The sequence below is a fragment of the Candidatus Thermoplasmatota archaeon genome (assembly GCA_018814355.1).
Lineage (GTDB): Archaea > Thermoplasmatota > Thermoplasmata > UBA10834 > UBA10834 > COMBO-56-21.
In genome coordinates, this window is record JAHIZT010000122.1 from 1 (window position 1) to 12,041 (window position 12,041).

Sequence of the window (12,041 nt, forward strand, 5' to 3'; positions counted from 1 at the left end):
ACGACGGAGAGGAGTTGGGATTTTCTCTCGCTGCTGGTGGAGACATCAACCGCGACCACTTTGCTAACTTGATCGTCGGTGCACCTTTCGCTGACGCGGGGGGCCTGGCCGACTCAGGGCGAGTCTACGTGTACTATGGCGGCTCGCCGATGAACGATATTGATGACAAGAACTTCTCTGGTGAGGCTGCTGAGGACAACTTCGGATGGGCTGTCGCTGGCAATGTTAGCGTCGACCGCGACACATCGATGGACATAGTGGTGGGAGCGCCCAATCACAAGGTTGGAGGAGTCATGACTGGAGCGGCCTATGTCATCAGGAATGTGATCAAGGTGAATCCGGCAATCAGCGTGGTGAATGGGAAGGCGGCGGGGGACGGGTTCGGATTCTCCGTTGCGGCCCTGGTTGATATGAATGGAGACGCTTACGGAGACATCGCCATCGGGGCTCCGTTCAACGACGACAACGGGACCGATGCCGGGGAGGTCTCTGTGCTCTATGGTTCTTCGAAGTTCAATATCAATGTCGAGTTGGCCATGATGGGCCAAGGCGCGAACGAGCACCTCGGATGGGCGCTCGCGGCGGGCGACTTCCATGAGGATGGCTATACGGACCTTCTCGTAGGTGCGCCAGATAGTGACCTCAACACGACCTCCACCGGAAGGGCGTACGCGTACTTCGGAGGGCAGACACCGGACGCCTATTCGGACTTAGTCCTTGTACCAGATGCAGGCGCAGACTTCTTCGGAGGGAGCGTGGCGGTCGGAGGCAACATCACGGGGGACAGCGCTCCTGACTTCGCCGTCGGGGACCCGCAGTTCACGCCTTCGGGCCTTGCGAACGCGGGCCGAGCGTACATCTATGCGGGTCTGCTGATCGAGATACCCGTGAACCCTATCGTAGAAGGATTCGTCCTAGTGCCAGGCACGACGACAGGGATTTCAGGATTCACGGTCACACTGGAACCGGCTGGCTGGTCCACGACCACTGCGGCGAACGGCTACTTCCAGATCAAAGCGGTCCCGGGAACGTACTGGTTGAACGCAAGCAAGACTGGGTACGTTTCCAACTCAACAGACGTCTCTCTCGCGATGAACGACGAGAAGATCTTCGTATTCTACCCCTTGACGGTCCCGCTAGTTGAAGGCCTGGTGACTGACATTGTGTCCATGGCACCGATCGCAGGAGCGACGGTGTCGATATTCAACGGGACATCGTTCATGGACAGCACGACAACGCTTGCGAACGGCACCTACTCCTTGTACCTGCCAGAAGCGTTTGTTCCGGAGGAGCACGCGAGCATAGGCATCACGGTGTACGCATGGGACTCGGCACACTACACGGGAAACAGCAGCAAGAACCTTGCCCGGAACCAGACGGCACGCGCCGATTTCACATTGGATAGGTTCCCTGTTATCTCCGGGACGGTCAGGACCGCCATCACGCTGTCCCCGGTCAGGGACGCAGTTGTCCAGGCAGTCCAGGGAGCGAGCATCCTGGCAAGCACTATCTCAGCAGGCAACGGTCAATACTCCCTGGCGGCTGTCAATGCGACAGCAGGATCTGTTTTCGTCAATGTCACCGCCTCAGGATACTGGCGAGAGAGCGCCTTGCCGGACGTTGACAAGAACGTCACCTACACGCAGGACTTCTTCTTGCAGATAGACCACGTGCCACCGTCGTCACAGCTGGTCATGTTGACCAAGTACACCAACACCTCTGTGGTCACAGTGACCGCTAACGCGACGGACCTGAACGGCATCGCGGAGGTGCAGCTCTGGTACAGATACAACGGCACGGGAAGCTTCGAGTTCTACTCGGCAGACACGACATCACCATACGTGTTCTCGTTCGACACCGCGGCGTTGGACGGAGACGGCCTGTACGAATTCTACGCTCAGGCCGTGGACTATGCCGGAAACAATGAAACCGCCCCCGCGGGCAACGAGACATGGACGATAGTGGATTCGGCCCCACCAGTATCCAGCGTCGAGCCGCTGCCTGAGTACACTCTCACAGAGAACTTCAACATAACTGAGATAGTCAGCGATGCTGGGGGGATCTACTACATCACGCTTTACTACAGGCTGAACGGCGGCACGTACATCCCACTGTGGGTCAATTCGACGGCAGCATATCAGGAGACGCTCAACTCCGCCCAGCTCGGCGGGGACGGGAGCTATGACTTCTACACTGTCGCCGTCGATGTTGCGGGCAATGTGGAGTCCGTACCCTCAGTTCCCGACACAACGACATTCGTAGACACTCAAGCGCCCAATGTGACAATCGTCGCACCGACTCCGAACAAGGTGATCGGACAGACATCGATAACCATCAACTGGACCGGGTACGACACCGGGTCAGGGGTCAAGGGATACATGATCAGGGTCGATGGAGGGGCGTGGGCTGATGTCGGGATGAACCTGTCCTACAACTACACGAACCTGGCGTTCGGATCACACACCGTCTCCGTCAACGTCTCCGATATGGCAGGTCATTGGGGGATAGCCACCGTCAGCGTCCTGGTGGACACGAGGCAGCCCGAACTCATCATAACGACCCCGACAGCCGACGAGGTGATCGAACACGAGAACGTGACCGTCACCTGGATCACGACGGACCTAGAGAGCGGCATCGCACGCATACAAGTCTCACTGGACCATGGAGCGTTCTACGATGTGGCTATAGGCAACTCGACCGTGCTCACATATCTCAAGAACGGATTGCACGATGTGACGGTCAGGACCACGGACGGAGTGGGCAACTACAGGGATGTGACCGTAAGCTTCACTGTGCAGTTGGAGAAGGAGCAAGGAGGAGGCATAAGCGCGTTGACCATTGGTGCGATCGCGATAGTGACCATCGCGCTGATAGTGGCCGCGCTCATGATACTGAGACGGAAGAAGCCGACACAGACACCTGGACCGGACAAGGAACAGACCAAGAAGACCTAGACGACCGAAACCCTAGGAACAGTGAAGGCTGATCCTTCACCGGAATCGTCCTTGTCAGGACCGACGCTCAGAACAGCAGCACGGGCTTGCTCGGCCGGAGTGAGTACTTCTTGCACTTGAAGCAGTACCATTCGTTGTACTCCGGGATGAACTTCATGACCTCTTTGCAGGCCGGGCAGTCCTTCTTCTCACCCGCGTCCAAAGGCACCCCGCCGAATCCCTTAGGAGCGTACTCTTTGCACTTGAAGCAATAATGTCTCGAGTACTTCTCGACCCATTTGACCGGGTCGCCGCACTTGGGACACGCCAGCACCTTGGGCTTGGGGGCAGGCTTCGCTGGCTCTGCCTTCTTCTGCGACCTGAGCGGGTACTTCTTGCAGGAGTGGCAGTAGTACTCCCCGTAATTCTCTACGAACTTCATCTCTCCTGCACAGTCAGGACACTTCTTCGCAACCCTCTCTTCCTTGACCACGCTAGTAGGGAGCTTTGGGGCCTCATCCTTAGGAGCGTACTTCCTGCAGCCGTAGCAGTAGTGCCTCTGGTACTTCTCTATGAACTTAAGGGGCTGCCTGCACGACGGACACATCCTTATTTCCGCTGGCTTGGGCTCCGGCTCAGGTGCGATCTCGGGTTCCTTGGCAGACTCGGACACGATAGGGACGACTTCAGGCTTGACCTCCAAAACCGGCTGCACCGGCTCAGAGGCCTTGTCCGTAACTGGGGCGCTGACGACGTCCAGCAGGATCTGGGCCTCGTTCGGCTTGGGCTCCTCCTTCTCCTCTGCAACGACCTCGTCCTGGTAAGTCTCGCACATGAAACAATAGAGCCTGCCGTCCTTGAGGTCCTGCAGATCCGCGCCGCAGTTCCTGCACTCGAGCTTCGCCTCTTCCTCCTCGAGTGCCTTCAGCTCGTCAGCGATGGCGGCGGCAGGGTCCACGTGCACCGCCTCGGCGTTGCACTCGTGCTTGTCCTCACCTTCATCTATGTAGGAGTTGCACCCGTAGCAGTACCACTTCTCAATGTGCTCTATGAACGCCGGCTCCTCGCCGCACTTGGGACACTTAGACGCTTCCATTGTCATTCCCATTCCGGTCAGAGACGGGCCCGAGGCCTCTCCTCTGCCTAGGCATTCTACCGGTCAGGAGCGTATATGAATATGTTTTCCTGGGAATCATCCATGATAACACACTGGCTAGACTGGTTCCAATCCTGGCTTTCAGGACGATCTTGTGCGTAGCCTACATGTAGCCGAGCAGGAGAAGACATCGGCCCCCATTGGCCTCATCGGAAGACTGTAGAGGCAGGGTTGACACATGAGAAAGGGAAGGTGCCAATTGGGCTTGAGAAAGGACTACGGGGGCGGCATAGAAGGGTTGCCGCTCCAGCTGCTGATAATGGTGGTGGTAGCTGGGTTGGGGCTCACTATCATCATGGGGTGGATGAACTCTATCGCCGCGCCTCATTCGATCGGAGAGGTGTTCGTCAACCCGTCGGAGATCGTGGTATACGACGAGGATGGCGACGGGGTATATTCCAGAGACGGGGTCGCAATGACCGTCACAGTGACGGACCAGAGCGGAGACAGACTCGAGGGAGCGACCGTCGTGCTCGAAGGAGCCAACATCAAGGCCGGCGACGGTGGACCAGTCAGGGGGGTCACAGACTCCCATGGACAACTCGTCCTGACAGGGCTGACGGTAGAGCAGTTCGGCTCGAGGCTGACGACGATCACGGTGACAGTCGCGAAGGGGGACTACGGCATCGACTCGGGTTACGAGATACCCGTGATCCCGAGCTGATGGCAGATGCATCTGAGCCGTGACTGCGCGGGACTGGAATCGATCCCGCTCAAGCTCATGATCGTGGCGGTCGTCGCATCGCTCTCCGTGATCCCTGCCTCACATGCTCTCCAGGGACTGGAGAACAGGGATTTCGTCAGAAGGGCGGGCCTTGGGCTCGAAATGATCATTGCGACCGCGCAGACTCTCACGACCGAAGGCCCGGGGAGCGTGCGCACGATCTCGCTGGACCTCAGAGGGGATGGGAGCCTCCGACCCGACCGCCTGACCATAGGCGACAGTGTCGGAGGTCCGAACGCGTCGAGCGCGGTTCTCAGACTCGGGAACTGCGCGACGATCATACGGTCCGCCACCGACCCTCCCGCCATGATCATAGGCCCCGGTTGGACCGCTCTTGTCACAAGCTCGTTCGTGCTCGATCTTAGGATGTCCGCGATGCTCGGGAACAGGACGGTCTACGTGCTCGTGGAGGTAGTGTGATGGACTTCATAGTCTCCAAGGTCGTCATGTCCATCACCGCGCTCCTTGTCGTCTCGATACTTGCCGGGCTTCTCTCGCCAGACAAGTTCGCCGATCTTGACACTGATTTGGTGAGGGTTCTAGATGATCTCTCATCAATCGTAGCCCGGACAGCCATGTCCGCTTCCGAGGTCACCATTACATGGGCCGTGCCATTCCTCACAACGGGGGGCGAGGTCTTGGTCACGGTCCACCAGTCCATCTTGTCTGGTAGTTCGGGCGGCCAAAGCGTGCGCGTGCAACCGATCTTCGAGCTGCATACGTGGTCTTATGACGGTTCCATGCTCAACGCCTCTACCATCCATGACCTCGACGACTCCTCTGAGGACGTCGAGTGCCGCTCTGGACAGAAGTTCACGATCTGCACGGCATCGGTGCAGTTCGAGAACGGGTCAAGGCTGTTGCTCTTCATCTCCCGCGCGTTCTAGGTCTTCTTGCCGAACCCATCGGCCAGCTCCTTGACTGACTCGATGAACATGTCAACCTCTTCGGAGCTGTTGTAGATATACACAGACGCGCGCGCGCACCCGTCTATGCCGCGCGAGTGGAAGTAGGTGTGACAGCAGTGCATCCCAGAGCGCATCATGATGTTCTTCGAGTTGTCCAAGATCATAGCGATGTCGTGTGCGGAGAGATTGTCTATGTTGAAGCTGAAGAGGCCTCCCCGTTGGTTCGGGTCCTCTGGCTTGAGAATCCTGACTCCTGGCACATCGACCAGCGAGCGCGTGATCTTCTTGTTCAGAGCTATCTCATGCTCGAGCACATTGTCCATTCCAATCCCCGTAAGGTAGTCCAGGGCGGCTCCAGTGCCTACGATGCCAGAGTAGTTCTGCAACCCCGTCTCGAACCGCTCAGGAGCCGGCATCAGTTTGAATGAAGCGTAGTTCGTGTCCGTGACCCCGTGTCCTCCGAACATCAGCGGCCTGAGCCTATCACCCAGTTCGGCCCGACAGTAGAACAGGCCCATGCCAGATGGACCGCACATCTTGTGCGCCGAGGCAGCCATGTAGTCGACGCCCAGCTCCCGCACATTGATCTTCCTGCTGGGGGCCGCCTGAGCGGCGTCGAAAAGCACCTTCGCGCCATATGAATGGGCGATCTCGACCACCTCCTTCGCTGGGAGGGTATATCCGGTCACGTTCGATGTCATCGTCATCGCGACGAGCCGGACCCTCTTGTTCATCGCATGCTCGAAAGCATCAAGGTCGAACGTGCCGTTGGTCGAAGATGGAACTGTCCGGTGCTTCACCCCCACCGACTCCACCATCTGGAGGACCGGCACATGAACCGAGTTGTGCTCGTAGTCGGTGGTCACGACCTCGTCCCCTTTCTTCAGACCGGACCCGAATATGACGGTATTCAGGCCCTCGGTCGTGTTCTTCAAGAAAGCTATCTCTAGGGGGCTCTCAGCCCCGAAGAAATCGGCAACTCTTGCGCGCACTGCGTCGCATCGCAAGGAAACCTCGGTGGCGAGCTTGTGGACGCTCCTGCCCGCGCATGAGGGGAAAGAGTCATAGTACTCGGCTATCGCTTCTGTGACCAGCTTCGGCCTGAGGGTCTGGCAGGCGCTGTCGAAGTATATCGGTATCTTCCCGCCAATCTCCTTGCTCAGGACGACGAAGTCCTGCCTTACCTTGCCAACATCCATCGGAATTCGTCCTGGCATGGCGATGGATGGTATTAGTCATTTCCAGTTTGCAGGAATCAACGCCTCGGAGGGAGCCAATACACAACTCTGAACCTGGCGAATCTATTAAGTCGTCCGTCATCATCACCTACCCCTTGTTATGACTGCCAGTCCTATGAGAAGGGTGTATTTCGACCACAGCGCCACGACCGGGGTGCTTCCAGAGGTGTTCGATGCCATGATGCCTTTCTTCCTGGACAAGTTCGGCAACTCGTCGAGCATACACTCGTTCGGCAGGGAGGCAAAGACTGCCCTCGAGGACTCGAGGAAACATGTCGCCAATCTGCTCAATGCGGACCCGACGGAGATCATATTCACCTCTGGCGGGACGGAGTCCGACAATCTGGCCGTCAAAGGCGTGGCCATGTACAAGGGGAAGATGAAAGGCCATATCATCACCACGAAAGTGGAACATCATGCTATCCTGGAGTCTTGCGAGTTCCTCAAGCGCTTCGGGTTCGAGGTCACACACATACCAGTCTCGTCAGAGGGGCTGGTCGACCCGGCGGAGATCGAACGGGCGATTAGGAATGACACAGTGTTGATATCCGTGATGATGGCAAATAACGAGATCGGGACGATCCAGCCGATCAGGGAGATCGGGAGGATCGCTCAGTCCAAGAGCATACCATTCCATACCGATGCCGTCCAAGCCATCGGGAAGCTGCCGATAGATGTCAAAGCTGACAACATAGACCTTCTATCGCTGTCTGCGCACAAGTTCCACGGGCCGAAGGGCGTCGGAGCGCTCTATGTGAGGAAGGGGACCAAGGTCGAACCCATATTACAGGGCGGAGGACAGGAACGAGGGCTCAGATCATCGACTGTCAACGTCGCTGGCGCGGTCGGCCTGGGAAAGGCGGCTGAAATGGCAAAGCGCGACCTCGAACCGACCGCTGAGAAGATGAAGAGGCTGAGGGACAAGATGCTTAGGGCCGTTCCGGAGCTGATCCCGAAATCGTACGTGAACGGCCACAAGACCAAGCGCCTGGTCAACAATGCGCACTTCAGGTTCGATTTCATCGAGGGCGAGGGACTCATCCTACAGCTCGATTTCAAGGGAATCGCGGCCTCTACCGGTTCAGCATGCTCTACTGGCTCCCTGGAGCCGTCCCATGTGCTCCTGGCACTTGGCCTCACCTACCAGCAGGCCCACGGAAGCCTGAGAATCACACTGGGACGGGAAAACACTGAAGAGGAGGTAGACTACTTACTAGAGGTGCTGCCCGGTGTGGTCTCCAAGCTGAGGGAGATATCGCCCTTCAGCGAGTCGAGACCCATGGGGCCTGGCGAAGGTGGTACCTGTGTACAGTGACAAGGTAATGGCGCACTTTGCGAACCCACACAACGTCGGGGAGATCCCGGACGCAGACGGCATAGGGAAGGTCGGGAATCCGCAGTGCGGAGATGTGATGTGGCTTTACATCAAGGTCAAGAACAACATACTTACGGACATCAAGTTCAAGACATTCGGGTGTGGCGCGGCGATCGCGACGAGCTCCATGATCACCGACCTGGCCAAGGGAAAGACCATAGAGGAGGCAAAAAAGATCAGCCGGCAGGATGTCGCTGACTCCCTGGACGGCCTTCCACCAACGAAGATGCACTGCTCAAACCTCGCAGCCGATGCGCTAAGGGAAGCGATCAAGGACTACGAAGCGAAACTGGCCGAGAAGGCCAGGGCGTAGGCTCGGCGATAGTATCTCCTGAATGCTTATGCCACGGCTTCAGGAAAAGTTCTAGTAGCAGGTCCGGTAATCTCACGGAGAGCGGAATGACGCACCTAGCCGTGGATATCTGTGGCCTAAGGCTGAAGAATCCCACGATCCTAGCGTCAGGTGTTTTGGATGAGACCGGAAAGAGCATGCTCGCCGTTGCCAAGGCAGGCGCCGGTGCGATGGTCACCAAATCGGTAGGCAAGGAGCCGAGAGCCGGACATCAGAACCCGTCGATCGTCGAACTACAACATGGGCTACTCAACGCGATGGGGCTCCCGAACCCGGGCATAGACGCATATGCAGCTGAGATAAAAGAGGCGAAGAAGAGCGGCGTGCCGATTATCGGAAGCGTCTTTGGAGGGTCCGAGGACGAGATCTCAGAGCTCGCCGGGCTCATCGAGAAGGCTGGTGCGGATGCTGTCGAGTTGAACCTGAGTTGCCCCCATGCGAAGGGATATGGTTCAGAACTGGGCTCCACGCCCGAGCTCGTGGAATTGATCTGCAGGAATGCAAAAAGAAGGATCAAGGTTCCACTGTTCGCGAAGCTGACTCCCAACACTTCTTCGATTTCTTCGCTTGCAGCCGCCGCTGAGAAAGGAGGCGCGGACGCAGTTGTGGCCATAAACACTTTGAAAGGTATGGTCATCTCCCCTGATGCGAGGATGCCCATACTAGCGAACAGGTTCGGAGGGTTGTCCGGACAGGCGATAAGGCCCGTCGGGGTAAGATGCGTCTACGAGATCCACGAGGCGGTGAGGATACCAATCGTTGGCGTGGGCGGGATCGGGAACGGCAGGGATGCGCTTGAGTACATCATGGCGGGTGCGAGCGCAGTCCAAATCGGCACGGCAGTCTGGACCGAAGGAGTAGGAGTGTTCAACAAGGTCTGCAGCGAACTCCTCGAGTTCATGGAGCACAACGGCTACGAATCGGTCAAAGACATGGTGGGGGTGGCTCACTCTGGCCGGCGTTAGGATGTTCACCATCGCCGAGCACAGGGACGAGACGCCCACCACGAGGACGATCATCTTCAAGGAGAAGCTGGCCGCAGTGCCTGGACAATTCGTCATGGTCTGGGTCCCGGGAGTGGACGAGTTCCCGATGTCGGCGTCGTACACCTCGAAGGATTTCGGGATCACTTACCAGGTCATCGGGGACGGGACCAAGGCACTCGCGGCGAAGGATGTCGGGGAGAGGATCGGCATCAGAGGGCCCTATGGGAAGGGGTTTGCTATCCACGGTAAGAGGCTATTGATGGTCGCAGGAGGCGCGGGCATGGCCCCGCTCGCACCGTTCATCGAGGAGTCCGTCGACCACAAGGTCATCGTCGACCTCGTGCTTGGAGCGAAGACCAAAGATGAGCTGCTGTTCGAAGGGCGAGCCGAAAGGGCAGGGGCAAAGGTGCATGTTTCGACCGACGATGGATCGAAAGGATTGAAGGGCCTGGCTACGGAGTCGGTTGCGTCAGTCCTTAGGAATGAGAAGTTCGACTGCATCTATGCTTGTGGCCCCGAGAAGATGATAGTCGGCCTGTTGGAAATCGCGGAGAAGCACGGGACCCCGATGCAGGCATCGCTCGAGAGGATCATGAAGTGCGGGATTGGCATCTGCGATTCCTGCGCTCTTGATGGAAGGCACGTGTGCAGGGACGGCCCGGTTTTCTCCGAACTCGAACTGAGATCATTTGAGGAGCTGGGAAGGACGAAGCTCGACACGAGTGGTCGAAAGGTGCGAATATAGGGTCGCGCGCGTCAATCCCGCTACTTAACGACGGACCCTTCGATACAAAACCACGCCCGCAAACAACGGGCCCAGCAAACTTCCTATGAGACCGATCTCAAAGCACTAGTTGCAGTCCGGGTTCTTACAGGTCTTTGTCATCACTTGATCGACGAGCTTCCAGAATTCTTCGTCAGAGACCCGCCCATGATCTTCTCCGGCCTTCTTTATGGCCCTGACCATGTCGCATATCTGGTCCTGAGTGGCACTGACATTGCGCTCGCTCAATCGGTTCTTGACAAGCGCGGTTCCAGAATGCTTCCCAAGCACGAGCCGCCTCCTGTTCCCGACCTGTTCGGGGTCCAGACATTCATATGTCAGGGGGCAGTTGAGTACGGCGGCGACATGGATCCCGGACTCGTGCGAGAACGCGTTCGGACCGACCCATGGCTGATTCGGAGGCATGGGGATCTTCGCGGCATCGAACACGAACTTGGTCAGATCTGTCAGGCCCTCAGTACGGATCCCGATATCGCGCTTGTACAGGTGCTTCAGGACCATCACGAACTGCTCCAGGGAGACGTTGCCCGCCCTCTCTCCGATACCGCCAACCGTCGTGGTTATCGCTTGAGCGCCGCTGTTCAAGGCAGCGATCGAGTTAACGACGGCGAGCCCGAAATCATTGTGAAGATGCACTGAAAGAGGCGTGCTCGTTCTCTCCTTGACTTTTCGGACAAGGTACGAAATCGCTTCCGGGCCTGCGCAGCCAAGGGTGTCAGTGATTCCCAGTCTGGCGGCCTTGGCCTTCTCACATTCCCTGTAGACTTCAAGCAAGAAATCCATATCTGACCTAGTGCTGTCCTCGGTGCTCAGGCTGACCTTGAGTCCCCGCGTGTGAGCGTACTCAAGGGATGTGACCACTCGTCTCAGCACGTCCTCCCTTGACATCTTGAGCTTGTAGCGCATGTGGAGGTCGCTGGTGGCGATGAACAGGAGAACCATGTCCACATCGCAGTCGGCGGCTATGTCGATGTCCGATTGCATCGTTCTGGCTAGGCAGAGGATGTCGGAATCCAATCCAAGCTCCGCAATGGCCTTGACCGACTTCTTCTCTTCTTCCGAGACTGCTGGGAATCCTACCTCGATCTGGTGTACACCGATATCCGCGAGCTTCGTTGCGATAGCACGCTTCTGGTCTGGGTTGAAATGCACGCCGGGCATCTGCTCTCCGTCCCTGAGCGTGCTATCATAGACGACGATCTTCTCTGGAAGAGACACCTTCGACGCAACGTTGAACGGGCTGACCGCAGTGAACTTCATCACTAAGCCATCGATTGGCGACTATTTATGCTGTTCCCGACGCTCTGGCACTTAGCATAAACGGTTCTGTCGCGTTATCGGATGGTGACACTCAGGTCACCTCGCAATCGCAACTCGTTCCATTCGGCTCCGACCGTGCGGCCATCGCTGGCTCGTATAGGATCATCACAACGTCATGCTGGAACGCGCCGGGGTCGAACCGTAGACCCCCTGCCATCCCGTTGGAGATGGCTGTCTGCAGCAGGTTCAGGCTGGCATTTATATGCCTATCGAGGTGCCAACCGCACTCACATACGAACTCGGTGCCCATTCGGGAATCTTGTAT

At 57.6% G+C, this 12,041-nt stretch carries 12 protein-coding genes; 8 read left to right on the forward strand and 4 right to left on the reverse strand.

Going from position 1 to position 12,041, the window contains the following annotated elements:
- The coding region (locus tag KJ653_09065; protein ID MBU0685977.1) for an FG-GAP repeat protein at window positions 1-2,954 on the forward strand (2,954 nt) is incomplete at its 5' end.
- A 67-nt stretch (window positions 2,955-3,021) separates the two neighbouring features.
- Here KJ653_09065 and KJ653_09070 read toward each other — a convergent pair.
- Complete coding sequence (locus KJ653_09070) at window positions 3,022-4,029, reverse strand: hypothetical protein (protein MBU0685978.1); 1,008 nt, start codon at window positions 4,027-4,029, stop codon at window positions 3,022-3,024.
- A 238-nt stretch (window positions 4,030-4,267) separates the two neighbouring features.
- Here KJ653_09070 and KJ653_09075 point away from each other — a divergent pair, with 238 nt between their 5' ends.
- Genes KJ653_09075 through KJ653_09085 form a run of 3 tightly spaced genes read left to right on the forward strand, consistent with a single transcriptional unit; the run spans window position 4,268 to window position 5,700 of the window.
- The gene (locus KJ653_09075) at window positions 4,268-4,753 is read left to right on the forward strand and encodes an Ig-like domain-containing protein (GenBank protein MBU0685979.1); all 486 of its coding nucleotides are present in this window, start codon (window positions 4,268-4,270) and stop codon (window positions 4,751-4,753) included.
- A 6-nt stretch (window positions 4,754-4,759) separates the two neighbouring features.
- Window positions 4,760-5,233: a hypothetical protein gene (locus KJ653_09080; GenBank protein ID MBU0685980.1), complete on the forward strand. Its 474-nt coding sequence runs from the start codon at window positions 4,760-4,762 to the stop codon at window positions 5,231-5,233.
- Window positions 5,233-5,700, forward strand: a complete 468-nt coding sequence (locus KJ653_09085; protein ID MBU0685981.1) for a hypothetical protein — start codon at window positions 5,233-5,235, stop codon at window positions 5,698-5,700. Before KJ653_09080 ends, KJ653_09085 begins: the two co-directional genes overlap by 1 nt.
- On the opposite strand, the gene KJ653_09090 is transcribed toward KJ653_09085, so the two are convergent.
- Window positions 5,697-6,920, reverse strand: coding sequence for a cysteine desulfurase (locus KJ653_09090; GenBank protein MBU0685982.1), 1,224 nt, complete (start codon window positions 6,918-6,920; stop codon window positions 5,697-5,699). The genes KJ653_09085 and KJ653_09090 overlap by 4 nt on opposite strands.
- Before the next feature lie 154 nt (window positions 6,921-7,074).
- Here KJ653_09090 and nifS point away from each other — a divergent pair, with 154 nt between their 5' ends.
- From nifS to KJ653_09110, 4 genes are all read left to right on the forward strand, one after another.
- Window positions 7,075-8,274, forward strand: a complete 1,200-nt coding sequence (gene nifS, locus KJ653_09095) for a cysteine desulfurase NifS (GenBank protein ID MBU0685983.1) — start codon at window positions 7,075-7,077, stop codon at window positions 8,272-8,274.
- The gene (gene nifU, locus KJ653_09100) at window positions 8,264-8,647 is read left to right on the forward strand and encodes a Fe-S cluster assembly scaffold protein NifU (GenBank protein ID MBU0685984.1); all 384 of its coding nucleotides are present in this window, start codon (window positions 8,264-8,266) and stop codon (window positions 8,645-8,647) included. Before nifS ends, nifU begins: the two co-directional genes overlap by 11 nt.
- Before the next feature lie 86 nt (window positions 8,648-8,733).
- Window positions 8,734-9,651, forward strand: a complete 918-nt coding sequence (locus KJ653_09105) for a dihydroorotate dehydrogenase (GenBank protein MBU0685985.1) — start codon at window positions 8,734-8,736, stop codon at window positions 9,649-9,651.
- Between the two features lies 1 nt (window position 9,652).
- A complete protein-coding gene (locus tag KJ653_09110) occupies window positions 9,653-10,417 on the forward strand; it encodes a dihydroorotate dehydrogenase electron transfer subunit (protein MBU0685986.1) in 765 nt (254 codons plus the stop codon).
- Between the two features lie 105 nt (window positions 10,418-10,522).
- On the opposite strand, the gene KJ653_09115 is transcribed toward KJ653_09110, so the two are convergent.
- Entirely contained in the window at window positions 10,523-11,716 is a 1,194-nt protein-coding gene (locus KJ653_09115; GenBank protein MBU0685987.1) for a homocitrate synthase family protein, read from the reverse strand.
- 91 nt (window positions 11,717-11,807) lie between these two features.
- The coding region (locus KJ653_09120) for a transposase (protein ID MBU0685988.1) at window positions 11,808-12,041 on the reverse strand (234 nt) is incomplete at its 5' end.